Genomic DNA, 23974 nt, shown 5'->3' on the forward strand with positions numbered 1-23974 from the left:
AAAGCTATATAGCAGATAATTTTGAATTCGTCAGCGTACCACCCGCGCAATTGTGATCAGGTCCACCTGCATGGCTCCGGCCCGTTTTAACGCCCGTGCGCAGGCTGCTGCCGTGGCACCGGTGGTTAAAACATCATCCACCAGCACCACCTTTGCCCCATCCAGGCGGTATTTCACTGCCCGCCGATCCGAAACGGCAAAGGCCCCCTGCACTTCACGCTGGCGCGATGCCCGGCCCAGCCCTGCCAGGCTGCGGGTTTTGCGTTTGCGCGTAATCAGGTCTGGTGCAAATTCAATGCCGGTCTGGCGCGATAATGCCGCTGCCAACAGGCCGGACTGGTTATAACGGCGCATCAGCAATCGGCTGCGATGTAACGGCACAGGCACCAACAGGTTTGCATCCCGCCAGTAATCCTGCCCGGCCTGCATCATCCAGCGCGCCAGAAGCGGGGTCAAATCGGTGCGATCCCCGTGCTTGTAGCGCAAAACATAATCCCGGCTGCCATCATCATAAATCAGCGCAGCCCGTGCGCGGTCATAAGGGGGAATATGGCGCAGGCACGGGCCGCATAATGCCCCCCTGCCGTAATCCGCACCTGCCTTTTGGCCTGCATGTCGGACATTGCCGGACGGTCCCGGTCGGCCTGCCCCGTGGCGCTCTGCCAAATGCCCCGCTGCCCCCAAAATCGCGTCATTACCAACGTCATCATCAACGTCTTCATCTTCATGGTAATCGGGCGACAGCATTTCGGGCGGCATCAATTCAAATGGGTAACCGCAACAGGCACAAAATGGCGGGGCCACAAACCGCAGCGCGGCCCAGCAATCGGCACACAGGGCATGGGGAACATCACCAATCGCCCCGCATCCCCCGCAGCGCGCAGGCAAAAGCCCCCGCAAAACGGCCTGCCATGCCACGTTGCCAAGCCATTTCAACCGGCTGATATCAACACTGCCTGTCATGATGTTCGCCAAGCTGCGAGCTGCCCCCAAATTTCGCACATCCCTGCACGAACAGTTAAGCACGGGCCATCAGCCATCACAATTATTCGTATTCGCGCACGGCGGGTGTTTCACGCAGCCTTTCAGTGGCAAAATCAATAAAGGCACGCACTTTGGCAGCAGCGCGCCGCCCTTCCGGGTGTACCAGATGGATCGGCACGGGGTTTTCATCATATTCCGTCAAGACAGTTTCAAGCCTGCCCGCCGCAATCGCCGGGCTGACCTGATAGGATAACAACCGCACGATCCCCCAGCCATCAATCGCGGTTTGCAGGGCGGCATCGGTGGCATTGGTCAAAAGGGTGGGCTGCACGGCGACCGATATTTTTTCGCTACGCCCAAACCGCCATTCCTGGGTCGTGGGTGGGTTGGTGGTGCCAATAATGCGATGCCCGGCCAAATCCGCCGGTTTTTCCGGCCGGCCATGCCGGGCAAAATAGGATGGCGCGGCACATACCAGGCGTTTCACCGCCCCGACCTTCACCGCACTTAACCCGGAATCCGCAAGGTGGCCGATACGCACAGCAAGGTCGATGCCCTCTTCCACCACATTCACCACCCGGTCCAGCAGCAATACCTGCCCGCGCATGCCGGGGTTTTCATCCAGAAACGCCATCACCAGCGGCATGACATACATTTTACCAAACAGAACAGGGGCGGTAATCGTCAAAGTCCCGGTCGGGATGGCATAGGCCCCACCCGCTGCGGCATCGGCCTCGGCCAGATCATCAAGGATACGGCGGCAATCGCGCACGTAACGTTCGCCGGCCTCGGTCAGTTTAACGCTGCGTGTTGTCCGCGTTAATAACCGTGCCCCGGTTACATCTTCCAAATAGGCAACCGCGCGGGTAACGGCAGGCGGGCTCATGCGCAAATCGCGCCCGGCCTGCGCGAAACTGCCGCAATCTGCAACACGGATAAAAACCTTCATTGCCTGCAAACGATCCATGCCAGCCTGCCTTTTCTCCCACGCTTCCCCAACGCCCCGCCTGCATCAACCCGGCCTGTCACCGCAAAATGGCGCATATATTGGCAGGCTTCATTGTTCCAAAAACTGGAATAGTAAATTCCATATAGTCTATCTTAACCCCAAAGCATGAAACAATCATAATCCCGTCATCAGCAACCCGCATTAAACCCGGATGAGAAGGGAAACGTCATGAAGCTTTATTATTTTGCCCTGTCGGGCCACGCCCACCGCGCCCATCTGTTTTTGTCGCTGATTGGTGCCGATCATGAACTGATCAATCTGGACCTTGCCAATGGTGAACATAAAAAACCGCCATTTCTGGCGTTAAACCCGTTTGGCCAGGTGCCGGTCCTTGATGATGATGGCGTAATTGTTTCTGATTCCGTTGCCATCATGGTGTATGCCGCCAAAAAGCTTGGCAAAACCGAATGGCTGCCCGAAGACGCCACCAATGCCGCCCATATCCAGCGCTGGCTTTCGGTTGCCGCCGGGCAAATCGCCTATGGTCCCTGTGCCGCCCGCCTTGTCACGGTATTTGGCGCAAAATTCAACCCGGACGAAGTCATCGCCCGCGCCCACGCTATTCTGACCCTGCTGGACGCTGAACTGGCCAATAAGGACTGGCTGGTCACCGAACGCGCCACCGTCGCCGACATCGCGCTTTACAGCTATATCGTCCAGGCACCCGAAGGTAACGTCGATATCAGCAGCTATCACAATATCGATAAATGGCTGCGCCGGATCGAGGCCCTGCCGGGTTTTGTCCCCTTTACGCAAACACCAGCCGGCCTTCGCGCCAGCGCGTAATACCGGGCGGCATAACCGGCGAAACAACCGGCAACACGACCGAGGCTGACGGCGCGGCATAAGACGCAATCCCTCCCATTGTGTCCTCACATGGCACGCCACACCCCGCCCTGTTGCCTGTTTTCATCCATCGCATTTACCGGCCATGCAGGCCGGTTTCACGAACGCAGATAAGCGGGCGCACGCTATTGCTTTGCCTGATCGCTGTGCCTGGCTGCAATGCCCCGCGCCCAGTGCCCCCCGCATGCGCAATCCCCGCCGCCAATACCGGCAATCAAGCCCGGCAATCCGGCGCCCGTTTATCTGCCAGCAAAGGTAATTCCCATGTCACAGGTCATTCCCCCCCCCGCATCACAAACCTGGCATGAAGGCGAACGCGCCCTTCATCAGCACCTGGGAATTACCGACCGCATGGAAGGTATTGGCAGCCGCAATATCCGCGATCATCTGATCGAACAGCACAGCACCTTTTATGCCCAATTGCCGTTTATCGTGCTGGGCAGTGTTGATGCCAATAACGATGTCTGGGCAACCCTGCGGGCCAAGCCCGCCGGTTTCATGCATGCAAGCGATGATAAAACACTGCATGTCGCCCTGCCCGCCAGCACAGATGACCCGGCACAACAGGGCATGGGCAATAATGCGCCAATCGGCCTTTTGGGGATCGAACCTGAAACCCGGCGTCGCAACCGCATGAATGGCTTTGTCAAAAATGCCCGCGACAGCGGTTTTGACATTGCCGTGCATCACAGCTTTGGCAATTGCCCACAATATATCCGCCTGCGTGATCATTATTTTATCGATAGCGATACCAACAGCAATAATGACGATGACACGCCCCCCAAGGGTGCCATCCCCGGCCATCGGCACGAAACCGCCACGCTGGACGATACGGCCACAGCCATAATCGCCAACGCCGATACCTTTTTTGTTGCAAGCTATGCCGACCGCCCGCTTGCAACAGATGCGGATACGCACGCCCCCAAACCTGTGGCAGCCTTTCCCGGCAGTAACCAGCATGCCCCCGATGGCCTGCAAGCACAGGCAACCCAGCATGCAACAAATACGGCCGGGTCAAATACAGCCACTCGCCGCGAAGTCGATGTCTCCCACCGCGGCGGGCAACCCGGTTTTGTAAGGATCGATGATGATGGCGGGCTGACCATTCCTGATTTTGCCGGCAATCTGTTTTTCAACACACTGGGCAATATCCTGATGAGCGGCCGGGCCGGGCTGGTTTTTGTTGATTTTGCCACCGGCACCTTATTGCAGCTTACCGGCAAAGCCGAACTTTTGATCGACAGCACCGAAACCCGTTATTTTCAGGGCGCAGAACGGTTGTGGCGGTTTTACCCCACCCGCGTCATTCGCCGTGAAAACGCCATTGCCCTGCGCTGGCGCAACCGCGATAGCGGCCAATCCCCCAATAGCCTGCTGACTGGCACCTGGCAGGATGCCGCCGCGCGCGCCAATGCCGCCAAACTCGCCCGCGAATGGCGCAGGCTTGAAGTTGTGCGCATCACTGATGAAAGCGAAAGTGTGCGCTCCTTCTATTTCGCGCCCCCACGCCCGAAAACGGATGCCCACGCAAAGGCCGAAAACACCAAAAACACCGAAAACGCGCACCCGACCGATGCAACAAACGATACCGGGCTGATCCCATCTATTGCCGGGCAATATCTGCCTTTGCGTGTAACCCTGCCAAATGGTGAAAAGGCCATTCGCACCTATACCCTGTCATCTGGCCCGCAGGACCGGATGTATCGCATCAGTGTTGCCAAACAAAACGGCGTTTCCAAATACCTGCATGACCATATCCAGCTTGGGGATATCATTGAAACCCGCGCCCCACAGGGCCAGTTTGTGCCCGATACCACGTCCGACCGCCCGATGGTGATGATGGCGGGTGGCATTGGCATTACCCCCATGATCGCGATGTTACGCCATATGCTGTATGAAGGTCGGCGCACCCGGCGCATTCGCCCCTGCTGGCTATTTTATGCTGCCCGCAACAAGGCCGACCGTGCCTTTGACCAGGAACTGGCTGCGTTAAAACAGGCATCCAACGGGTTGTTCAAAGTCATCCGTGTCCTGGGCAGCACCGAAAATGCCGTACCGCTGGAAGATTACGAAGCCACCGGTTTCATCGATATGGACCTGCTGCGCGCGGCCCTGCCCTTTGATGATTTTGATTTTTACCTGTGCGGTCCCCCCGCCTTCATGCAGGCTATGTATGATGGCCTGCGCAGCAAAAACATCGCCGATCACCGCATCCATGCCGAGGCCTTTGGCCCCGCCAGCCTGCAACGCACCCCCTATGCCAGCAGGCCAACGGATGCAAATAACGAACAGTTAACGGCAAAAATTGCGACCCAACCCGTTGCTGTGCAATTTGCCCAAAGCGACAAAACCGCCAACTGGACACCCAATACCGCCCCAACCCTGCTGGAACTGGCCGAAGAAAACGGCCTGACCCCGGATTACGGATGCCGTAATGGCAGTTGCGGCACCTGCCAAGTCAAGGTGTTGCAGGGCAAAGTCGCCTATGACACCCGCCCTACCGCATCGCCGGAACCCGGAACGGCCCTGTTATGCTGCGCCCGCCCGGCCACACCGGATGAAGATGAAGGAAATGGCAAAAGTGCGGAAACAGGCGGGAAGGATGACGCCCGCACACCGCTGATCCTCGATATCTAAGCCAGGATCACGGTTATTCATTTTTGGATCACCATTGGTACATATTTGAACAACCTATCGCCACCGCCCTGCCGCCCCAAAAGGTGGCAGGGCGAACTGACACAGCAGGCATGGCGGGATGATCATTGCACCAATAGGCAGGCCGGTCTATTTAAGGGGCCAACATGGCAATTCCCGCATAACGGAGCCCGCAATGAGCGATCCGATCACGGTGTTTGATCGCCGTCTATTAAAGCTGCGCCGCGACCGCGCTGCAACACGGTCACAGGACTATAATTTTCTGTTTGCTGAAACCGCCGAACGGCTGGCGGACCGGCTTGATGATACCACCCGCAGTTTTCCTGTTGCCCTTGATCTTGGCTGTCATAGTGGTGAGCTGGGGCAAATTCTGGGCACGCGCGGCGGCATTGAAACGCTGTTTCAGTCCGACATTTCATATAAATATGCCCGCAATGCCAAAACCAGATCGCCCAACCGGCCAACCCTGGTCGCGGACGAGGAATTTTTGCCCTTTGCGCATGGGTCGCTGGATCTGATTTTGTCGAACCTGTCACTGCACTGGGTGAATGATTTGCCCGGCATGCTGATACAGGCACGACAGGCCCTAAAACCCGACGGGTTCTTTCTGGCTTCCATGCTGGGCGGCGAAACCTTAAAGGATTTGCGCGACGCCCTGATGACCGCCGAGGCCGAAGAAGAAGGTGGCGTTTCGCCCCGCGTTTCACCCTTTATCGATGTGCGCGATGCCGGTGCCCTGCTTCAGCGCAGCGGCTTTGCCCTGCCCGTTGTCGATATTGATGAAATCACGGTGGATTACCCCGACGCCCTGAAACTGATGCGTGACCTTTCAGGCATGGGCGAAAGCAACCTGATTTTAAAACGCAGCAAAAAGTTTACCAAGGCATCAACTCTGGCGCGCGCAGCCGCCATCTACCACGAACGCCACGCCCGCCCCGATGGCCGCATCAATGCCACCTTCCAGGTGGTTTACCTGACGGCCTGGGCGCCGGATGAAAGCCAGCCCAAACCGCTGCGTCGCGGGACCGGCCAGGTCAGCCTGGTGGATTTTCTCGGTGATGTACCCGACAAACCCAAACCCGCCAATTAAGGCTCTTTGCCCTTAATGTTTAATGCCCGCGTTCCACCATATCGCGGATTTTGACGGCCTTTTCAAAATGATCAAGTTGGTGGGTTTTTATCCACCAACTGGCCGCTTCCATCAAAAGGCCGGGGTCGTCATTGCGATTGGCGAAAAACGCATAAAAGGACAGGCCAACATCGGGGCCTTTCTGTGCGATTTTACGGTCGCACACTTCCATAATTTTCCGGCGAAGGCTGTCGCGCATTTCAACCCTTTGATTTTTTGGGGTCATCAGGGGCTTGATGTATGGCGCAAATGCCGTGAAATTGGCAGTCCCTACCGCGCCCAATAATGACAGCCCCTGTCAGGACAGATTACCGAAAGGCCGATCATGCAACTGCCCAGCCCGCTTATCCACGGCAAACTGATCATTCGATACAAACGTTTTCTGGCCGATATCGAACTTGATAACGGCGAAATCGTTACCGCGCATTGCGCCAACCCGGGCGCCATGACCGGGCTTAAGGATGCGGGGATATCGGTTTGGCTTTCGACATCGGATAATCCCAAACGCAAACTCAAACACAGTTGGGAATTATGCAAGGTCGGTGATGCGATGGTCGGCATTAACACCGCCCACCCCAACGCCATTGTCGAAGAAGCCATTCTGGCCGGGAAAATCCCGGAACTGGCAGGCTATGAAACCCTGAAACGCGAGGTCAAATACGGCCAGAATTCGCGCATCGACATTTTGCTGTCCGACCCGCAAAAGGGCCTGTGTTATGTCGAGGTAAAAAATGTGCATCTTAAACGCGATGATGCCGTGCCCGGCCTTGCCGAATTTCCCGATGCAGTAACCAAACGCGGGGCAAAACACCTTGATGAAATGGCCGAAATGGTCGCCCAGGGCCACCGCGCGGTGATGTTTTATCTTATCCAGCGCACCGATTGCGCAAGTTTCACCCTGGCATCCGACATTGACCCGCATTATGCCGCACGCTTTGCCAGCGCCACCCAAAATGGCGTGGAAGCCATCGCCTATGATTGCGCGATTGATACCAGCAGCGTCACCGTCAACGAAAAACGCCCGATTTTGCCCGTTCCCACCGCCTGATTTGCCCGCCAAACCGTGCTGCTGCATCAAAACAGTGCCGGGATTGCCAAAAATCACAGGATATGACCCAGAACAAAGCATGATGGGAGATATAGCGGCATATTACCCCCTTCGCAGCCCTGCCATGCAGGCCAATCCTTGCTTCTTGGGCGGACAACGATTATTTCATTAGGCTGCAAAACAAATTGATGAAAATGGGTTGCCCCCATAAGGACCGCCAACACAAGGAGAATTCGGTTGGCAAACGGAAAAGTTAAAATTCACGGCCCCGAAGCCTTTGAAGGTATGCGCGCCGCCGGTCGGCTGGCTGCGGAAGTTCTCGACTTCATTACCCCCTATGTCGTTCCGGGTGTGACCACCGGCAAGCTTGATGATCTTTGCGACCAGTATATTCGCGATCATGGTGCGATTTCGGCCTGCCTTGGCTATCGCGGTTTTCCGAAATCGACCTGCACATCGATCAACCATGTCGTTTGCCACGGCATTCCCGGCGATAAAAAACTGCAAAATGGCGACATCATGAATATCGATGTTACCGTCATTCTGGATGGCTGGTATGGCGATACAAGCCGCATGTATATTGCCGGCACGCCCAAGGTCATGGCGCAGCGCCTTGTTGATGTCACCTACGAGGCATTGTGGCGCGGCATTCGCGCCGTCAAGCCGGGTGCAACACTGGGCGATATCGGCCATGCCATTCAGTCCTATGCGGAATCCGAACGGTTTTCGGTTGTGCGTGATTTCTGCGGCCACGGGCTGGGCCAGGTTTTTCATGATGCGCCCAATATCCTGCATTACGGCAAACCGGGCCAGGGCATGGTTCTGGAACCGGGCATGATCTTTACCATCGAACCCATGATCAACCAGGGCACCTATGAATGCAAAGTCCTGTCCGATGGCTGGACCGCGGTCACCCGCGACCGCAAGCTTTCGGCACAGTTTGAACATTCGCTCGGTGTCACCGAAGACGGCTATGAAATCTTCACCGGCTCACCCGCCGGTCTGGAAAAGCCGCCTTATGAAATCAGCGACGCTGCCGAATAATACGGCGCGCGATTTCCCAATCAAAAAGGGCAGGCTGTTTTATCGGCCTGCCCTTTTTCGCATCCTGTGTGTAGCAGGGTCACTCCGCCGCAAGGGTAACCTTGGGTGCCTCGTTTACCAGAATACGCAATCGCCCATCGACGCGGCGAATACGCATTTCGCGATATTTAAACAGGTAAACCAGTGCCACCAGTGCGGCGGCCAACCCGGACAGGGCCGCAACACCCAGCGCCCAGCGCGGCCCGTAATGGTCCGCCACCCAGCCAACAATGGGTGCACCAATCGGCGTTCCGCCCATGGCAATCGCCATGCGAATGGCCATGACACGGCCACGCATCATCGGGTCAGTCGAAAGCTGGATCAGGCCGTTGCTTGAACTCATGAATGTCAGTGCGGCAATGCCGATAATCACCAGTGACGCGCCAAACAGGGCATAGGATGGCATGACAGCCGCTACAATGCAGCCCAGGCCAAATACCAGCGCCCCATAAAATAACAGGCCGATTTGCGGTGTTGCCCGCTGGGCTGAAAACAGCGCCCCCATGACTGTTCCCACCGCCATCAATGATGACAACATGCCATATTCACCCGCACCGGAATGAAAGACCGTAACCGCCATTGTCGAAATGAAAATGGGAAAGTTCAGGCCAAAAGTGCCGATCAAAAGCAGCATCAGCATGATCACGACAAGGTCCGGCCGACCCGCGACATAACGAAACCCGCTCACCAGGTTGCCCCGCCCGCGCAGCGGACGGCGGGTCACATTAAGGTCCTGCTTGCGGATCAGCGAAAGTGATGTCAGCACACCGGCAAAGGATGCAGCATTAAGCAAAAACACCCACCCCGTTCCCACCACGGCAATCAGCACACCCGCCACGGCAGGGCCGATCATGCGCGCGGCATTAAACGATGTGGAATTAAGCGCAATTGCATTGGACAGGTGATGTTCGGGCACAAGGTCGGAGACAAAGGTTTGCCGTGCCGGGGCATCAAAGGCAGCAACGCACCCCAGCAAAAATGCGAACACATAGACATGCCAAAGTTCGACAAGGCCGGTCACGGTAAGCAGACCAAGGCCCAGCCCCAGCAGCCCCATTAAAAACTGGGTCACCATCACCAGTTTGCGACGGTCAAAATAATCAGCAGCAAAGCCGGTAAATGGCAGCATCAAAAGCTGCGGGCCAAATTGCAGCCCCATCACAATGCCAACGGCGGTTGAATTATGATCGGTCAGTTCGGTCAGAACAATCCAGTCCTGGGCGGTGCGCTGCATCCATGTACCGGTATTCGATACCAGCGACCCCGCTGCCCAAAGCCGATAATTATAAACCGCAAGCGAGCGGAACGTTCCCTTCATCGGATTTTTCATTATACGTCCCCCCATAATCGGGCGGAGTAATGATTGGCCCGGAACTTCCGGGACCATTTTTCCGGTAATGTCATTTGCGGCCCCCATCCTGTTCCAGGCAGGCCAAAATCTCGTCCACGGTGCCGGTTTCGCCAAGGCGCGGGAAAATGCGTGTCACGCTGTTAACATGGGCATCTGCGTTCATATCGGTCATGGCATCGGTCGCGATGGTCACGTTAAAGCCCAGTTCATGGGCCTGGCGCGCGGTTGATTCCACACCAATGCTGGTTGCAATGCCGCACAACACCACCTGCGTCACCCCCTGCCCGGCCAAATATTCGTTAAGGTCGGTGCCCGTAAAGGCCCCCCAGGTTTTCTTGGTCACCTTATGGTCATGCCTGCCGGTATCAATTGCCGGTGCCAGATCGGCCCATCCTGGCGGAAAGCTGCTGGCGCGCGGGGGCTGTTCATTTCGCCCCGGTGCCCCACCCGCAACATTGACCAAAACCACCGGCAGGTTGCGCGCCCGAAATGCATTTGCCAGCGCCACGGATTTTTCCAGGACATCATCGGCAGAATGGACCAGCGGATAAGCCAGAATACCCTGTTGCAAATCAATCACGATCAGGGCGGTTTTGGGGTCAAGGACGGTAACAGGCATGGGGCGCAATCCTTTTTGGTTGGGTGTCATCGGGGATGACGGATCTTCGCGGTCTTATTGAATTTTCGTGTGGCAGTGTCGTTCCACCCGGTGCGCATTGGCGGTGCTACAACAATCGTAGCAGCAAGGGCGTCAGGCAGCACAAACGGGCAGGCAATTTGGGCGCAGGCAGCAACAGGCGAACCATCCCCACGGAATGGCGCATAAAGGAAAAACAAATCAAAGGCACGGGCATCGGGGCTGGCGACAGGGCCAGAAGAAACAGGCAGAAGAAAGGGGCAGAACCGGTTTAAGCCTCGTTATTCGGCCAATGACGGGCGGGCTTGAAACCGGGGTAGCAAAGCCAGACAGGTTTTACCGATCAGACTGGTGATAATATGGCAGTGTCATTCACGGCAATTGTGCGGGCAGTGTGGTGTCGTGTGGCGTGGTAAGGGGCAAAATATGCGCGTACTTTCGGCCAACGCCAAAATATGATGGCATGTTAATCCGTTACATCGACAATCCGCTGCAAAAGTGCCGTGGCATCTGCCAGGGTTTGTTGCTCCTTTTCTGTGAAATTGTCCAAAATCGAATGATAAAGCCAGTCTTCGCGAAGGGCGCGGCTGGCGCGCAGCCATTCCTTGCAGGATGGCGTTAATGACAGCAGGGTTTTGCGGCCATCATTCGGGTGTGGCGCACCCTGCACCAGACCAGCCTTGATCAGCGACATCACCTGCGCGCCCATCGATTGGGTCCGCACCCCTTCGGCACGGGCCAGGCCCGTCACCGTGGCCGACCCGTTGCGATCAAGATGGCGCAACACCGATTTTTGCGTCCAGTTCAGATCGCCCATATGGGCCTGCCGGCGCAATTTACGGCGCAACCGCCCGATCAGGGCATGCAGGTCCGTTGCAAGCGCAAGAGCCGCTGGCGACGACGCCGTATTTTCCGGTTTTTCGGTCATGGTGATGCTTTCAGATACAAAGGCAATCTACGAAGTTTACCTTCCTATATTGATGAAAATAGCCAAAGCCACAGGATTGTCAAGCCAGCCGCAAAACTATCTTGAAAGCATTCAAAAAGAAGAATGGCAGGTGAATTCAAACACCCGATACAGCCAATAAAAAAGGGCCAGCCCGGCATATGCCCGACTGGCCCCTTGAAACATCGCCAAGCGATCAGCACCTAGCCTTCATAGGCACTTAGCAGAAGCGAGGCATTTACACCACCAAAGCCAAACCCGTTGCAAAGCGCGTGTTTGACATCGGCCTTGCGGCCCATATTGGGCACAAAATCCAGGTCTTCCATGCCTTCATCAACCTGATGCAAATTGATGGTTGGCGGCAGCATGCCTTCGCGAATGGCAAGGGCGGTAAAAATCGCCTCGACCCCGCCAGCAGCCCCCAGCAAATGGCCAATCGCCGATTTGGTGGAAGAAACCGGGATTTGCGGCAAATGATCACCAAACACACGACGCAAACCGGCCACTTCGGCCTGATCACCCACCGGGGTCGATGTGGCATGCGCATTGACATAACCAATTTCCGACGGCGCCAGCTTTGCCATGCGCAATGCAGCCTGAACCGCCAGCGCACAGCCTGATCCATCTTCCGGCCCGGCGGTCAGGTGATAGGCATCCGCACTGGTGCCATAGCCGGTAATTTCCACCAGCGGCACCGCCCCACGCGCCAAGGCGTGATCAAGGGATTCAACCACCATCAAACCGGCACCTTCACCCATAACGAACCCGTCCCGGTCGCGATCAAACGGGCGGGAAGCTTCGGCTGGGGCATCATTGCGGGTTGAAAGCGCGCGGGCAGCAGAAAAGCCACTGATCGACAAAGGATCAACGCAGCCTTCGGTACCACCAGCCAGCACCACGTCGGCCTCGCCCGAACGAATCATGCGTACACCATCGCCAATCGCCTGCAAACCCGCCGCACAGGCGGTTACCGGCGCGCCAATCGGCCCGCGAAAACCATAACGGATGGAAACATTGCCAGACGCCATATTTGCCAGAAAGGACGGCACCACAAAGGGCGAAATGCGCGATGGGCCACGTTCGTTCAAAACCGATTCCGCATGGGTAATAACAGGCAACCCGCCAATGCCGGTGCCAATAACCGTACCGGTGCGGTCTTTCGCATCCTGGTCCAGATCCAGCCAGCCTGCCTGCGTCAATGCCTGCTGGGCAGCCGCAAGGGCATAGATCGTAAACAGGTCAACCTTTTTGCGATCCTTTTTGGAAACGACATCATCTTCGTTAAGACCGGCAGGGTCCTGTTCCTGGCTGGGCACCAGGGCAGCAAACTTTGTTGCAAGGTTGCTGCTGTCAAACCGGTCATTGCTTACAACGCCAGATTTACCGGCCACAAGCCGCTGCCACACAGCATCAAGCCCGCACCCCAGTGGCGTGACAAGGCCCATACCCGTCACCACGATCCGCTGTGTCATCATACCCTCTTCACATAAAACATGTTAATCAAAACCCTCAGCCGATTGTCGCAATCAGCGACAGGGCCTTTTGCACGTCCTGCCAGTCTTCGGCACCCAGTTCGCCCAGAATTTCCTTTTGGGCCTGCTGCCAGACCGGCAATATCTGCTGCACTTTTTCTTCGCCCTGCGATGTCAGTGAAAAAACCTGTGTGCGTCCCTGCCCGGTCTGGTCCGGGGCAATCAACCCGTGACGCTGTAAAACCGCAAGGTTGCGGGTCAAAGCACTGCGTTCAAGATCCATCAAACGCGCAAGGCTGCTGATGGACTGAAACCCGCCCCAACAAATGCAAAACAGAAGCGATGCCTGCGTTGATTGCAGACCATGGGGTTTCAGCAACAGGTTATAGCGGCGCGTAACGGCACGCGCCGCCCTGCGGCTTTTTAACACCAAACATTCATCAATCAGGGCATCGGGCAATGTTATAGTCATGTCTGGTGATTACCCTGTGCATATGCACAAGTCAAATGGAATCACATTTTGCAGCTTTCCACCCCGGCAAATGCTGCTGCCCCCTAGACAGCAAAGACGCGGCAACGCACACTGCATCTGCAACGCCAAATTGCATGATGACAGGAGCCCGCCGTGAGTGCCGAAAAACCCCGCAAAACAGCAACATCCTCCATCGACGATGGCAGCCGGGTCTATTTTGATCCGAACGGGGAACTTGCCAGCCTGACATCATCATTGGGCGAAGCCCCGCTGACAAAGCCCGGCAAACCCGCCCGTGCCAGCACCAACAAAAAGGCCCCTGCCAGTGGGGCATTGGATGCCCGTGAAAACGAGGCTGGCGAAACGGCCGGACCGGAAGATGAAAGCGAAAAAACAGCAAAACCTGGCAAAGCACCCAAGCCGCATTATTTCGGCCACCGGCAAAGATTGCGGGAACGGTTTTTAAAGGGCGGAAGTGCAGCCCTGGCCGAATATGAAATTCTGGAGCTTCTGTTATGCATGGCAATCCCGCGTGGGGATGTAAAACCGCTGGCAAAATCGCTGATTGACCGGTTTGGCAGCCTCGCCGGTGTTTTGGCCGCCAGCCAGGAAGAACTGGCAACCTGCAAGGGCGTTGGCGAAGCCGCCATTGCCGCCATCAAAATTGCCGAGGCCAGCGCACAGGTTTTGTCGCGTGAACGGGCGATGGAATTGCCAGTAATCGCATCGTGGGAACAGTTGATCGATTATTGCCGTGTCCGGCTGGGCCACCGCAAAACCGAAGAACTGCATTTGCTGTTTCTAGATCGCAAAAACCGCCTGATCGCCGATGAATGCCACCAGCGCGGCACGGTTGACCATACCCCGGTTTACCCGCGCGAGGTGATCAAACGTGCGCTGGAACTTCATGCATCGGCCATCATACTGGTGCATAATCACCCCAGCGGCGATGCCACCCCATCGCGCGGCGATATTGACATGACCCGTAAAATCGTTGATGCCGCCAAGGCAATGGAAATCAACGTGCATGACCACATCATTGTCAGCCGCGCGGGATATAATTCGTTTAAAACACTGGGGCTTATCTGATGCCAATGATCGGGCAGTTTTCAATTCTGGTGGCAAATTATGATGATGCCATCGCCTTTTATTGCGGCAAAGCCGGGTTTGACCTGGTCGAAGATACCGATATGGGCGGCGGCAAACGCTGGGTTCTGATCGCCCCGCCTCGCGCAGCGGAAAATGCCACCCGTATCCTGCTTGCCGAAGCCAGCGACGACGCCCAGCGCAACGCAATTGGCAATCAGACCGGCGGTCGCGTCGGCTTTTTCCTGATGACCGATGATTTTGCCCGCGACCATGCCAACATGGTAGGCAATGGCGTGCATTTCCTTGAGAGCCCACGCCACGAACCCTATGGCATTGTTGCCGTTTTTGAAGACCTTTACGGCAATAAATGGGACCTGCTGCAACCCGCCTGATACCAAACCGGCACCAGGCGGCAAAACAGCACGTCACATAACATGCATTCAGGTCAATGCGGCTTCGGCCCGGTGGCTTTCCATAACGGCCAGTGTCAGTTCCAGCCCCAAATGCGAAAGTTCGGTTGCGGCGGCATCATGGGCTTCGCGGGCGGGCAAACTGACACGGGCAAACATTTCGGTCTCATAGGTTTTCACACCGTCGCGCCAGTCATTGGCGCTGACAATATGCCGGGCCAGTTCGGCGGCATCAAACAGGGCTTCGTTCACGCCATTACCGCCAAACGGCGACATGACATGGGCGGCATCACCCAGCAGGGTCAAACCCGTCCTGTTTTGCCAATGATGCCCAACCGGCAACGCATAAATCAAACGTGACACGATATGGTCATTGGCAACGCGGATCATATCTGTAAGGCGCGGTGACCAACCGGGAAATTCCGCCACCAGCCGCTCGCGCCGGGCAGCAGGCGAAAGATTTGCAAACTGTTCGCTGGCCCAGTTTTCGGGTACGCGGAAAATGGCATAACCCCGCAAATGGGCATTGGCATTGCGCTGGATGATAATGGCGCGGCCATCGCCTTCGGCCCCCAATTTGCCACGGCCGACAAAACCGGCAATTTCCGAGTGGCTTGCATCCACATCATCAATGCCAAATTCAATAAAGGTCAGCCCGCTATAATGCGGCTGATAGGCCGATAATAACGGCCGCACCCGCGACCAAGCGCCATCAGCCCCAATGACCAGGTCATAATCCGCAATCGGGCCATTTTGCGTATGCACGCGAAAGGCACCTTCCTTGGTTGGCGATATGCTGGCAACTGCCTGCCCCCAGCGCACCATGCCCTTTGGCAGGGATGCCAGCAGCAAATCGCGCAGTGCCGTGCGGTCTATTTCCGGGCGGTTATCTTCTGGCTGGCCAGGATCATCCAGCAGCAGGCGACCATGTTTATCACACAGCCGGCTGCCCTGGTCATCATAGCGTGCAAAACGTTGAAACGCCGAAAGCAACCCCGCCTGCGCCAGGGCCTGCTGGCCGGTGTTTTCGTGAATATCAAGTGTGCCACCTTGCGGGCGAAACTGCGCGCTTTCATCACCTTCAAAAACGGTGGCGGCAAAACCCGCCATATGCAGCAAACGCGCAAGCATCAGGCCACCGGGGCCGCCGCCAATAATGGCTATTCCTGGTTTTTCAGTCATGGACATACTCTATTTTTCGATATACATAGGAGCCTATATAAATAAACATAGGCACCTATGCAAGTGAGTTTCCAATGACCGACTGGGACATGTTTGAAAGCCCCGCCCCGCTGATCAATATGGCGTCACGCGCCTATAGCCGCATTGCCGAAAAAAGACTGCGGCAATTGGGCTTTGGTGTGGGGCAAATTCCGGTGCTGTTTTTACTGCGCGGGGGCAATGCCCTGTCGCAAAAGGAACTGGCGCAATTTGCCAAAATCGAACAGCCATCAATGGCGCAAATCCTCTCGCGCATGCAGCGCGACGGGTTGATCATTCGCACACCCGACCCAAAAGACGCCCGGTCCAGCCTGATATCGCTGACACCGGAAACACTGACAAAGCTGCCTGCCCTGCGTGCCGCCCTTGAAGACGGGCGCGAAGAAACCCTTAAAGGTTTCAGCAGCGATGAAATCACAACGCTGATTGACCTTTTAAAACGCCTGAACCGCAATCTGGACCAGTTTTCAGCATCCTGAAACCTGCCTGCATTTGCAGCCCTGTGCGGTCAAACAAAACGCCCGGCCACGGTAAAATACCGTGGCCGGGCGCACATAAACCGGGCAGTCAGGTCTTATTGAAAACCTGCAATCGCATGGGGCACATAGGGGGCTTCGAGCAATGCGATTTCATCATCCGTCAGGTTCAGGGACATGGCGGCGATGGAATCATCAAGGTGATGCGCCTTTGAGGCACCAACGATTGGCGCGGTCACGCCATCCTTTTGCAGCAACCAGGCCAGGGCAACCTGCGCCCGCGGCACATCACGGTTTTTGGCAACCTCGCCCACGGCATCAACCACCTTGTGGTCGGCATCGCGGGTATGTTCATAAAGGCGCTTGCTGACTTCGTCCTTTTCATCGCGGTTGGTTTTTTCATCCCAGTCACGGGTCAGTTTGCCGCGGGCCATCGGGCTCCAGGGAATAACCGCGATATTCTGATCGGCACACAGCGGCAGCATTTCGCGTTCTTCTTCACGATACAGCAGGTTCAAATGGTTCTGCATGCTGACAAACGGTGTCCAGCCATTCGCGCGCGACACATAAAGCGCCTTGGCAAACTGCCAAGCATGCATGGAAGATGCGCCAATGTAACGCGCCTTGCCCGCCTTCACCACGTCATGCAGGGCCTCCAGGGTTTCTTCAATCGGAGTGCCGTAATCCCAGCGATGGATCTGGTATAAATCAACATAATCAGTGCCCAGCCGTTTCAGGCTGTTGTCGATTTCATCAAAAATCGCCTTGCGCGACAAACCCGCCCCGTTGGGGCCGGGGCGCATACGGTTATAAACCTTGGTTGCCAGCACCACATCTTCGCGCCGGGTAAAATCGCGGATCGCACGACCGATAATTTCTTCCGACGACCCGGCAGAATAGACATTGGCGGTATCAAGAAAATTGATCCCCGCTTCCAGTGCCTTGCGAATGATGGGGCGGCTGTCTTCTTCACGCAGGGTCCAGGGGTGCGGGCCGCGATCAGGCGTGCCATAGGTCATGCAGCCCAGACACAGGCGCGACACTTCCATGCCGGTCGCACCGAATTTTACGTAATCCATTTACCGTCTCCTGTCAGGAAAGGCGGCGCATCATCAAGCCAGCAGGGATGCCAGCCGGTAAAAAGCAATGATGCAGCCGGATTGATAAGATACCCCATCATACCCAAAAGCCCGCAAACACCCAACAGTTGTAAAAAACTTTGCCAACAGGGCAGTTTCCAACGGGGGGGCAAAGACAAAACATCGTCACGCTTAACGACATTCTCGGCGCCCCCACACAGGACCACCTATTCAACCAATGCCGCGTCACCCTGCCAGACCATCGCCCCGGCATAATCGGGCCATTCATCAAGATAAACCGTATCGGATGGCAGCCTTAACGCCGGGTCATTGATGCCGGTGCATTTGAAAATCGCCTCATAGACGCACCATTGCTGGTAAAAATCGCTTTGGCCGGGGTCTTTGGCCAGGGCATCCATGCGCGCGGCATCGTCCAGATTGGGGTTTTCCCGCCGCCCGCCAAACAGCCATTTTTCCAGCCGGGCAATTTTGCGCGTTGGGTCGCGATATTCGATATCAATGCCAATTGAACCATCCGGGCAAAAGGCGACGGCAAAAATATCGCGGCTATGTGAAATGCTGGCACCGTAAAACCCGCCATCGCCTGCCCGGCGCAAGGCGGGCTTTCCGGCATCATCACGGTGATAGGTAAGGTTGCCTTCGCCTGTGACCTTTCCGGCAAGGTCACACAGGGCAATGCGCGCGATATCAGACGTTGCCTTGCGCCGTTCCAGGCGGTTTTCAGGCAGGTTTTCCAGGCGTTTCCATCCCCAGAAAACCCTGCCCTCAAAGGCGGATAATATCTGCATTGTGCCATCCCATTTCCGCATTCCCCCTCTAGAAACACCCAGCAATGCAGACTTTTATGGCAAACAGCACAACAGCGAAAGACTGGAAAAACCACCCGGAACCGCACGGCACCGGGCGCGTTAACTGCGCGCACGCCGTGCATGATCCTTGCGATCATTTTGATCACATTTATGGGTAGGATGCTGCGTGCCCTGTTTACTTGTTCACTTTCAATGCCCTACAAATGGTTATCGAACGTTCCAAAATAGGGGACCCACCCCGTCCAAAAGCATATTTCGTGACCCTGTCCTACACCATTGAAAGTATAAAGGAGCCCTGCTGCATGATGCGTTCGCTGAAATTTGCCATGCTGGGAATGCTGACCTTGTTTGTTGTGGCCTGCACCGCACCGATCATGCAGGTCGAAAGCCAGCCCTTCCCCGACGAAACCCAGAACCTGAGCATGGATCAGCTTCAGGATGCAATCATCAAGGCGGCCAGTTCCCGGGAATGGACAGTAAAAAAGCTTTCGACCGGCAAACTGATGGCGACCTACGCCCCGCGTGACCATCTTGCCAAGGTCGAAATCGACTTTTCCCAGCAGGAATTTTCTATTCTGTATGCGGACAGCACCAACCTGAAATATAATGGTGGGACCATTCATAAAAATTACAATCGCTGGGTCAATAATCTGAAAGTTGATATCCAGCGCGAGGTTGCAGCCATGATTGCGGCAACTTCCTGAGGAAAGCAGTCCAAGATGCAGTCTATCCCGGCTTCTATTTCCCAATGGGCGCTTTGGCAGGATCATGCCGCGCAATCCACCCTGATGACACACAAATCAGGGGGCAAAGCATCCGGGATAGACAAAAAGGACCTGGCACGCGGCATTGCCCCGGCCTGGCGGCGACGCCTGGACCTGTTTGGCCGCGCCAGTGCCGAAGTCCTGGGACAGATATTCGAGAACCTGTCGCCCGAAGATATTCGCAATTGCCGCGTCATTTTTTCATCGCGCCACGGCAATATCGAACGCACCCTGAAACTGCTGGGCCAGATCGCCCGCGAGGAAATCCCCTCGCCTGCGGATTTCAGCATGTCGGTGCATAATGCGCTGGTGGGTGTCGCATCGATCAATTGGGGCATTACCCAGTCCCACAGTGCCATTTCCGCTGGCAATGACAGCTTCATCGCCACCCTGACCGAGGCCCTGGCACAACTGGCTGACGACCCGCAAAGCCCGGTTGCAATTGTTTATATCGACCTGCCCCTGCCCGATGTATATGCCCAGAACGACCCAGCAGGCATGACCGGCACGGCCTTTGCCATCCTGTTATGCGCACCGGACCATCCCCTTGCCCATCCTGCCAGCAACACCAATGCAGGCACGGCAGATGCCACGAATGATGGCAGCAATGATAGCCTGCAACCGCCCATTACCCTGGACTTTCAACCCGTCGCCGTTGATCCCGATACGGCACCAGGGGCAAATGATACATTCCCTTTGTGCCATGCCCGCCAGATGGCCGATTTTTTGATTGCGAACCTTGGCAGGGAAGCAAAAACCAATAACGCATCGTGCCTTTTGGCCGGGCACAGTTTTGCCTGGAACATGGTGCATCATGGATAAGCGCGACCAGCCAGCGCAGGGATTTTTCTATAAACTAAGCCAGGTCTGGCGGCTGTTTGCCACGGGGCTGGCTTTTTGCATTTTTGGCGGCGGCGCGCTGTTACTTGCCCTTACGCTGTTTCCCCTGATGATGCTGGTTTTGCAAAACCGCGAAAAACGCCGCAATGCCGCCCAACTGGTAATATGCCGCTGTTTTCGGCTGTTTTGTTTTATTCTCGATATTACCGGTGTGGCATCGGTTGATTTTGACGGGCGCGACAAACTGGTAAATGCGCGCGGCAAGCTGATCATCGCCAATCACCCAACGCTGCTTGATGTCGTAATCATTCTGGCGCAAATGGATCGCTGCCAGTGCGTGGTGAAACACCAGCTGTTTCGCAACCCGTTCATGGCCGGTGTGGTGCGCGCGGCGGGCTTTATCCGCAACGATGACAACCCGGAAAAACTGGTGGCCGATGCGGCACGCCATTTGCGCAATGGCGATTGTGTAATGATCTTCCCGGAAGGCACACGCACCGCCAGCGGCGAGAAACTGGGGCCCCTGCAACGCGGTGTTGCAAATATTGCGATCAGTGCTCCTGCTGACTTGATTCCTGTGATTGTGCGCTGTAATCACGATACCCTGAAAAAGGGGACACCGTGGTATCAGATACCACCTTCAAAAATACGATATAATGTTCGTGTCGGATCGACGATATCCGCTACGGGGGAGATTGACCCGTCACAGGTGCGTGCCCGCCAGGCCCGTGCCCTAACGGCGGTCATAAAACAATATTTCTGCGACAGGCTACGCCATGACCACGCTTGAAACCGAGCTTAAATCTTTCATCATCGAAACGCTCAATCTTGAAGATCTGAGTGTCGAGGATATCGACAGCAACGAGGCCCTGTTTGTTGAGGGGTTGGGCCTTGATTCCATCGATGCCCTGGAACTGGGCGTTGCCCTGCAAAAAAAATACGATGTTCGCATTGATGCCAAAAGCGACGATGTAAAAACCCATTTTGCATCGGTGCATAACCTGGCAAAATTTATTGAAATGTCGCGAGGCCAGGCATGAGCACCACCACCATGCAAAGCCGCCAGGACGTTTACCAGCAACTTCACGATTATCTGGTTGATCTGTTTGAAGTGCCCAGCGAAGACATTTCTCCCGATGCCCGCCTGGTCGAGGACCTGGACCTGGACAGCATTGATGCCGTTGATCTGATCGTGAAGTTTCAGGAACTGATTGGCAAAAAGGTGCCTGCCACCGAATTCCGGTCCGTCCGCACGGTCGATGACGTGGTCGAAAAGATCCATGCCCTGGTCAACACCTAAACGCATTATTGCCGTTATCCTTGCCCTGGTCGGGGCGGCATATCCGGTATTGGCCTATTACGGGCTGACGCATTTTTCAGCGCGTTTTCTGCTGGGTATGCTGCTGGTTCTGATCATGGCACGGGCGGCACTGTTTCTGGCATCGCGGCGTGTGGGGGCGGCCCTTATGGCATTGGCCATTGCCGTCATTATCGCTGCTGTCGGCTATTATGCGCAATTATCGGCCTTGCGGTTATATCCGGTGCTGGTCAGTCTGGTTCTGGCGGGTGTTTTTGCCGCTACACTGATGTACCCGCCCACCATGATCGAACGGTTTGCGCGGCTGCGCCACCCCGACCTTGATGCCTATGGCATTGCCTATACCCGGAAACTGACCTGCCTTTGGGTGGCGTTTTTTATCGGTAATGCCATGATTGCCGCAGTAACGGTGCTGTGGGGCACACTGGAACAATGGACCCTTTATAATGGCGTCATTTCCTATGTGCTGATCGGAATTTTGTTTATCGGCGAATGGCCGGTACGATACTGGCTGCGCCAGCGTCATGAAAACAGGAAACAGGGCGAATGAACGGCTTTCTGGCAGGCCTGTTAATGCCACAATCCCCCGACCCCATCATCTGCTTTGAAGATGATGCAGCCCTTGATCGTGCGCGCATGGCCACCGATATTGCGCACATCGCCAGCCACATCAAACACAGCCAGACACAGGCCATTGCCATTCATTGCCAATCGGCCCGTTTGTTTGCAGTTGCATTGGCCGCAACCTGGCTTGCGCGCGCAACGGCCGTTTTACCCGCCAGTGATCGCACCGGCTACCTTGATGAAATCGCCAGTGCCTTTGACCTGTTTTTGGATGATGCCGCCATTACTGCAACTCTAGGCGCACACGAAACATCCAACCAGCCCGTCTGGCAGGAAACGGACCTTCCCGCACCTGAAAACTGCCTTGCCACATTTTACACATCGGGTTCCACAGGTGCGCCAAAGGCCATTGCCAAAACCCTGGCCCAGCTTGAAGCCGAAATGGCAATGCAAACGCCCCTTTGGCAAAGCGACCTGCGCGCGAATTGCCGCATTTGGGGGCTGGTTTCGCACCAGCATATTTACGGGTTGCTGTTTCGCGTGATCTGGCCGGTAATGACGGACGTGCCATTCATTTCGGCCCAGGCCCGTTTCTGGGAGGATATCGTCCCGAACCTTCGGGATGGCGATATCATCATTGCCAGCCCCGCCCATTTGCAGCGCCTGCACCCTGACCTGGTCAATGCCGCGCGCCCGGCACGGATATTCTGTTCCGGCGGGCCGCTGGATCATAAATCAGCCATGCAGGCCCATGCGGCACTGGGCATCTGGCCAACCGAAATTCTGGGCAGTACGGAAACAGGTGGCATTGCCTGGCGTCAACAAACCAGCGGCGACACCCCCTGGCAGCCCCTGCCCGATGTTAGAACCAGCCAGAATGACGAAGGCTGCCTGATGGTTGCCGCCCCGCATATTGATGGCGAAAACTGGCACCATACGGCGGACCGCGTTGCCTTTGACAACCGGTCAGGCACCAGCCGGTTTCGCCTGCTGGGCCGGGCGGATCGTGTTATTAAAATTGAAGGCAAACGCATATCGCTCGACCGCGTTGAAACACATTTGCGCAACCATAACTGGGTCGACGAGGCCGTTGCCCTGCTGCCCGACGATACCGATAACCGGCTGGCGGCAATTGTGGTTTTAAGCCTGCGCGGATGCGAATATTTGCGGGAACATGGCGCGTTTCACACCGGGCGCATTTTGCGCAACCATATCGGCCAGCACGAAGATGACGCAGCCCTGCCGCGCCGCTGGCGATTTGTTGACGCCATTCCGACAGATAGCCAGGGTAAAAAACCCCTTCATCTGTTACGCGCCCTGTTTACCCCGCCAGCCAAACAGCCAAAGGCAACAGCCCCGATGCAAGGTCAGCCACCGATAACGGCACCGGTCACGTTTCCCACAATCCTTGAACGATCACAGGAAAATGATCTGGCGCGCCTGACCCTGCGTATGGACCCGGAACTGCTTTATTTTCAGGGGCATTTTGACGGCGCCCCCGTATTACCCGGTGTTGTGCAACTGCATTGGGCCGTGCACTATGCCAGGGATGCTTTCGACATTGTGATCACGCCTGATGAAATAACCCAGCTAAAATACCGCAAGGTCATTACCCCCAATGACCAGATCATCCTTCAACTGGAATGTGACCGCACCCGTGGACAGGTCAGGTTCACCTATCTTGGACCGGATACCGATTATTCCAGTGGCCTCATCAAGTTTACAAAGGCGAGCTAAAGGACACATGCTTT

The 23974-nt window shown here is 56.0% G+C and carries 26 protein-coding genes; 15 read left to right on the forward strand and 11 right to left on the reverse strand.

What is annotated here, in order from left to right; all coding sequences use genetic code 11:
- Positions 1-30: 30 nt before the first annotated feature.
- Complete coding sequence (locus CSC3H3_RS13255) at positions 31-963, reverse strand: ComFC family protein (RefSeq protein WP_245881118.1); 933 nt, start codon at positions 961-963, stop codon at positions 31-33.
- Positions 964-1045: 82 nt separating this feature from the next.
- Positions 1046-1951 carry a LysR family transcriptional regulator gene (locus tag CSC3H3_RS13260; protein ID WP_101285131.1) on the reverse strand — a complete coding sequence of 302 codons (906 nt, stop codon included), beginning with the start codon at positions 1949-1951 and terminating at the stop codon, positions 1046-1048.
- Positions 1952-2161: 210 nt separating this feature from the next.
- On the opposite strand from CSC3H3_RS13260, the gene CSC3H3_RS13265 reads away from it, so the two are divergent.
- The 3 genes from CSC3H3_RS13265 to CSC3H3_RS13275 all read left to right on the forward strand — a co-directional run bounded on the left by CSC3H3_RS13265 (position 2162) and on the right by CSC3H3_RS13275 (position 6584).
- Positions 2162-2779, forward strand: coding sequence for a glutathione S-transferase family protein (locus tag CSC3H3_RS13265; protein WP_101268210.1), 618 nt, complete (start codon positions 2162-2164; stop codon positions 2777-2779).
- A 324-nt stretch (positions 2780-3103) separates the two neighbouring features.
- Complete coding sequence (locus CSC3H3_RS13270) at positions 3104-5476, forward strand: 2Fe-2S iron-sulfur cluster-binding protein (protein WP_172963425.1); 2373 nt, start codon at positions 3104-3106, stop codon at positions 5474-5476.
- A 193-nt stretch (positions 5477-5669) separates the two neighbouring features.
- Positions 5670-6584 carry a methyltransferase domain-containing protein gene (locus CSC3H3_RS13275; RefSeq protein WP_101285133.1) on the forward strand — a complete coding sequence of 305 codons (915 nt, stop codon included), beginning with the start codon at positions 5670-5672 and terminating at the stop codon, positions 6582-6584.
- Positions 6585-6603: 19 nt separating this feature from the next.
- On the opposite strand, the gene CSC3H3_RS13280 is transcribed toward CSC3H3_RS13275, so the two are convergent.
- Entirely contained in the window at positions 6604-6822 is a 219-nt protein-coding gene (locus CSC3H3_RS13280; protein ID WP_101286233.1) for a DUF6500 family protein, read from the reverse strand.
- Positions 6823-6948: 126 nt separating this feature from the next.
- Here CSC3H3_RS13280 and sfsA point away from each other — a divergent pair, with 126 nt between their 5' ends.
- Positions 6949-7671: a DNA/RNA nuclease SfsA gene (sfsA, locus tag CSC3H3_RS13285; RefSeq protein WP_101285134.1), complete on the forward strand. Its 723-nt coding sequence runs from the start codon at positions 6949-6951 to the stop codon at positions 7669-7671.
- A 237-nt stretch (positions 7672-7908) separates the two neighbouring features.
- The gene (map, locus tag CSC3H3_RS13290; RefSeq protein ID WP_101268218.1) at positions 7909-8715 is read left to right on the forward strand and encodes a type I methionyl aminopeptidase; all 807 of its coding nucleotides are present in this window, start codon (positions 7909-7911) and stop codon (positions 8713-8715) included.
- 79 nt (positions 8716-8794) lie between these two features.
- Here map and CSC3H3_RS13295 read toward each other — a convergent pair whose 3' ends face one another.
- The 5 genes from CSC3H3_RS13295 to CSC3H3_RS13315 all read right to left on the reverse strand — a co-directional run bounded on the left by CSC3H3_RS13295 (position 8795) and on the right by CSC3H3_RS13315 (position 13632).
- Positions 8795-10084 carry an MFS transporter gene (locus CSC3H3_RS13295; RefSeq protein ID WP_245881119.1) on the reverse strand — a complete coding sequence of 430 codons (1290 nt, stop codon included), beginning with the start codon at positions 10082-10084 and terminating at the stop codon, positions 8795-8797.
- Positions 10085-10154: 70 nt separating this feature from the next.
- Positions 10155-10724: an isochorismatase family protein gene (locus CSC3H3_RS13300; RefSeq protein ID WP_101285135.1), complete on the reverse strand. Its 570-nt coding sequence runs from the start codon at positions 10722-10724 to the stop codon at positions 10155-10157.
- A 484-nt stretch (positions 10725-11208) separates the two neighbouring features.
- On the reverse strand, positions 11209-11670 hold the full coding sequence (locus CSC3H3_RS13305) for a MarR family winged helix-turn-helix transcriptional regulator (RefSeq protein ID WP_101285136.1): 462 nt from the start codon (positions 11668-11670) through the stop codon (positions 11209-11211).
- A gap of 221 nt (positions 11671-11891) precedes the next feature.
- Positions 11892-13163, reverse strand: coding sequence for a beta-ketoacyl-ACP synthase II (fabF, locus tag CSC3H3_RS13310; protein WP_215907501.1), 1272 nt, complete (start codon positions 13161-13163; stop codon positions 11892-11894).
- A gap of 34 nt (positions 13164-13197) precedes the next feature.
- Positions 13198-13632, reverse strand: a complete 435-nt coding sequence (locus tag CSC3H3_RS13315) for a MarR family winged helix-turn-helix transcriptional regulator (protein WP_101268226.1) — start codon at positions 13630-13632, stop codon at positions 13198-13200.
- Between the two features lie 153 nt (positions 13633-13785).
- Between CSC3H3_RS13315 and radC the strand changes: the two genes are divergently transcribed.
- The gene (gene radC, locus CSC3H3_RS13320; RefSeq protein ID WP_245881120.1) at positions 13786-14721 is read left to right on the forward strand and encodes a RadC family protein; all 936 of its coding nucleotides are present in this window, start codon (positions 13786-13788) and stop codon (positions 14719-14721) included.
- Positions 14721-15113 (forward strand): VOC family protein, encoded by a 393-nt coding sequence (locus CSC3H3_RS13325; protein ID WP_215907502.1) that lies wholly within the window; start codon positions 14721-14723, stop codon positions 15111-15113. Before radC ends, CSC3H3_RS13325 begins: the two co-directional genes overlap by 1 nt.
- Before the next feature lie 48 nt (positions 15114-15161).
- On the opposite strand, the gene CSC3H3_RS13330 is transcribed toward CSC3H3_RS13325, so the two are convergent.
- Entirely contained in the window at positions 15162-16313 is a 1152-nt protein-coding gene (locus tag CSC3H3_RS13330; protein WP_101286235.1) for an FAD-dependent oxidoreductase, read from the reverse strand.
- A gap of 74 nt (positions 16314-16387) precedes the next feature.
- Here CSC3H3_RS13330 and CSC3H3_RS13335 point away from each other — a divergent pair, with 74 nt between their 5' ends.
- Positions 16388-16831 carry a MarR family winged helix-turn-helix transcriptional regulator gene (locus CSC3H3_RS13335; RefSeq protein ID WP_101285138.1) on the forward strand — a complete coding sequence of 148 codons (444 nt, stop codon included), beginning with the start codon at positions 16388-16390 and terminating at the stop codon, positions 16829-16831.
- A 95-nt stretch (positions 16832-16926) separates the two neighbouring features.
- Here the strand turns inward: CSC3H3_RS13335 and CSC3H3_RS13340 are convergent, their stop codons facing one another.
- On the reverse strand, positions 16927-17907 hold the full coding sequence (locus CSC3H3_RS13340) for an aldo/keto reductase (protein ID WP_101268232.1): 981 nt from the start codon (positions 17905-17907) through the stop codon (positions 16927-16929).
- Positions 17908-18134: 227 nt separating this feature from the next.
- Positions 18135-18716: a 4'-phosphopantetheinyl transferase family protein gene (locus tag CSC3H3_RS13350; protein ID WP_101285140.1), complete on the reverse strand. Its 582-nt coding sequence runs from the start codon at positions 18714-18716 to the stop codon at positions 18135-18137.
- A gap of 323 nt (positions 18717-19039) precedes the next feature.
- On the opposite strand from CSC3H3_RS13350, the gene CSC3H3_RS13355 reads away from it, so the two are divergent.
- Genes CSC3H3_RS13355 through CSC3H3_RS13385 form a run of 7 tightly spaced genes read left to right on the forward strand, consistent with a single transcriptional unit; the run spans position 19040 to position 23960 of the window.
- Positions 19040-19441, forward strand: coding sequence for a hypothetical protein (locus CSC3H3_RS13355; protein ID WP_101285141.1), 402 nt, complete (start codon positions 19040-19042; stop codon positions 19439-19441).
- A gap of 15 nt (positions 19442-19456) precedes the next feature.
- On the forward strand, positions 19457-20323 hold the full coding sequence (locus CSC3H3_RS13360) for a beta-ketoacyl synthase chain length factor (protein ID WP_101285142.1): 867 nt from the start codon (positions 19457-19459) through the stop codon (positions 20321-20323).
- Positions 20316-21131: a lysophospholipid acyltransferase family protein gene (locus CSC3H3_RS13365; protein WP_101285143.1), complete on the forward strand. Its 816-nt coding sequence runs from the start codon at positions 20316-20318 to the stop codon at positions 21129-21131. Before CSC3H3_RS13360 ends, CSC3H3_RS13365 begins: the two co-directional genes overlap by 8 nt.
- Positions 21118-21381, forward strand: coding sequence for a phosphopantetheine-binding protein (locus CSC3H3_RS13370; protein ID WP_101268242.1), 264 nt, complete (start codon positions 21118-21120; stop codon positions 21379-21381). The genes CSC3H3_RS13365 and CSC3H3_RS13370 overlap by 14 nt, the downstream gene beginning before the upstream one ends.
- Positions 21378-21641 (forward strand): acyl carrier protein, encoded by a 264-nt coding sequence (locus tag CSC3H3_RS13375; protein WP_245881121.1) that lies wholly within the window; start codon positions 21378-21380, stop codon positions 21639-21641. The genes CSC3H3_RS13370 and CSC3H3_RS13375 overlap by 4 nt, the downstream gene beginning before the upstream one ends.
- Entirely contained in the window at positions 21622-22209 is a 588-nt protein-coding gene (locus tag CSC3H3_RS13380; protein ID WP_101285144.1) for a COG4648 family protein, read from the forward strand. The genes CSC3H3_RS13375 and CSC3H3_RS13380 overlap by 20 nt, the downstream gene beginning before the upstream one ends.
- Entirely contained in the window at positions 22206-23960 is a 1755-nt protein-coding gene (locus CSC3H3_RS13385; RefSeq protein WP_101285145.1) for an ApeI family dehydratase, read from the forward strand. The genes CSC3H3_RS13380 and CSC3H3_RS13385 overlap by 4 nt, the downstream gene beginning before the upstream one ends.
- The last annotated feature ends 14 nt before the right edge of the window (positions 23961-23974 follow it).

The organism is Thalassospira marina (genome assembly GCF_002844375.1).
Lineage (GTDB): Bacteria > Pseudomonadota > Alphaproteobacteria > Rhodospirillales > Thalassospiraceae > Thalassospira > Thalassospira marina.

What these genes read in the sequence shown, in the direction of transcription:
- CSC3H3_RS13255 (WP_245881118.1), bottom strand. Translation starts at nt 963, where the DNA reads ATGACAGGCAGTGTTGATATCAGCCGGTTGAAATGGCTTGGCAACGTG.
- CSC3H3_RS13260 (WP_101285131.1), bottom strand. Translation starts at nt 1,951, where the DNA reads ATGGATCGTTTGCAGGCAATGAAGGTTTTTATCCGTGTTGCAGATTGC.
- CSC3H3_RS13265 (WP_101268210.1), top strand. Translation starts at nt 2,162, where the DNA reads ATGAAGCTTTATTATTTTGCCCTGTCGGGCCACGCCCACCGCGCCCAT.
- CSC3H3_RS13270 (WP_172963425.1), top strand. Translation starts at nt 3,104, where the DNA reads ATGTCACAGGTCATTCCCCCCCCCGCATCACAAACCTGGCATGAAGGC.
- CSC3H3_RS13275 (WP_101285133.1), top strand. Translation starts at nt 5,670, where the DNA reads ATGAGCGATCCGATCACGGTGTTTGATCGCCGTCTATTAAAGCTGCGC.
- CSC3H3_RS13280 (WP_101286233.1), bottom strand. Translation starts at nt 6,822, where the DNA reads ATGCGCGACAGCCTTCGCCGGAAAATTATGGAAGTGTGCGACCGTAAA.
- sfsA (WP_101285134.1), top strand. Translation starts at nt 6,949, where the DNA reads ATGCAACTGCCCAGCCCGCTTATCCACGGCAAACTGATCATTCGATAC.
- CSC3H3_RS13295 (WP_245881119.1), bottom strand. Translation starts at nt 10,084, where the DNA reads ATGAAAAATCCGATGAAGGGAACGTTCCGCTCGCTTGCGGTTTATAAT.
- CSC3H3_RS13300 (WP_101285135.1), bottom strand. Translation starts at nt 10,724, where the DNA reads ATGCCTGTTACCGTCCTTGACCCCAAAACCGCCCTGATCGTGATTGAT.
- CSC3H3_RS13305 (WP_101285136.1), bottom strand. Translation starts at nt 11,670, where the DNA reads ATGACCGAAAAACCGGAAAATACGGCGTCGTCGCCAGCGGCTCTTGCG.
- fabF (WP_215907501.1), bottom strand. Translation starts at nt 13,163, where the DNA reads ATGATGACACAGCGGATCGTGGTGACGGGTATGGGCCTTGTCACGCCA.
- CSC3H3_RS13315 (WP_101268226.1), bottom strand. Translation starts at nt 13,632, where the DNA reads ATGACTATAACATTGCCCGATGCCCTGATTGATGAATGTTTGGTGTTA.
- CSC3H3_RS13325 (WP_215907502.1), top strand. Translation starts at nt 14,721, where the DNA reads ATGCCAATGATCGGGCAGTTTTCAATTCTGGTGGCAAATTATGATGAT.
- CSC3H3_RS13330 (WP_101286235.1), bottom strand. Translation starts at nt 16,313, where the DNA reads ATGACTGAAAAACCAGGAATAGCCATTATTGGCGGCGGCCCCGGTGGC.
- CSC3H3_RS13335 (WP_101285138.1), top strand. Translation starts at nt 16,388, where the DNA reads ATGACCGACTGGGACATGTTTGAAAGCCCCGCCCCGCTGATCAATATG.
- CSC3H3_RS13340 (WP_101268232.1), bottom strand. Translation starts at nt 17,907, where the DNA reads ATGGATTACGTAAAATTCGGTGCGACCGGCATGGAAGTGTCGCGCCTG.
- CSC3H3_RS13350 (WP_101285140.1), bottom strand. Translation starts at nt 18,716, where the DNA reads ATGCAGATATTATCCGCCTTTGAGGGCAGGGTTTTCTGGGGATGGAAA.
- CSC3H3_RS13355 (WP_101285141.1), top strand. Translation starts at nt 19,040, where the DNA reads ATGATGCGTTCGCTGAAATTTGCCATGCTGGGAATGCTGACCTTGTTT.
- CSC3H3_RS13360 (WP_101285142.1), top strand. Translation starts at nt 19,457, where the DNA reads ATGCAGTCTATCCCGGCTTCTATTTCCCAATGGGCGCTTTGGCAGGAT.
- CSC3H3_RS13365 (WP_101285143.1), top strand. Translation starts at nt 20,316, where the DNA reads ATGGATAAGCGCGACCAGCCAGCGCAGGGATTTTTCTATAAACTAAGC.
- CSC3H3_RS13370 (WP_101268242.1), top strand. Translation starts at nt 21,118, where the DNA reads ATGACCACGCTTGAAACCGAGCTTAAATCTTTCATCATCGAAACGCTC.
- CSC3H3_RS13375 (WP_245881121.1), top strand. Translation starts at nt 21,378, where the DNA reads ATGAGCACCACCACCATGCAAAGCCGCCAGGACGTTTACCAGCAACTT.
- CSC3H3_RS13380 (WP_101285144.1), top strand. Translation starts at nt 21,622, where the DNA reads ATGCCCTGGTCAACACCTAAACGCATTATTGCCGTTATCCTTGCCCTG.
- CSC3H3_RS13385 (WP_101285145.1), top strand. Translation starts at nt 22,206, where the DNA reads ATGAACGGCTTTCTGGCAGGCCTGTTAATGCCACAATCCCCCGACCCC.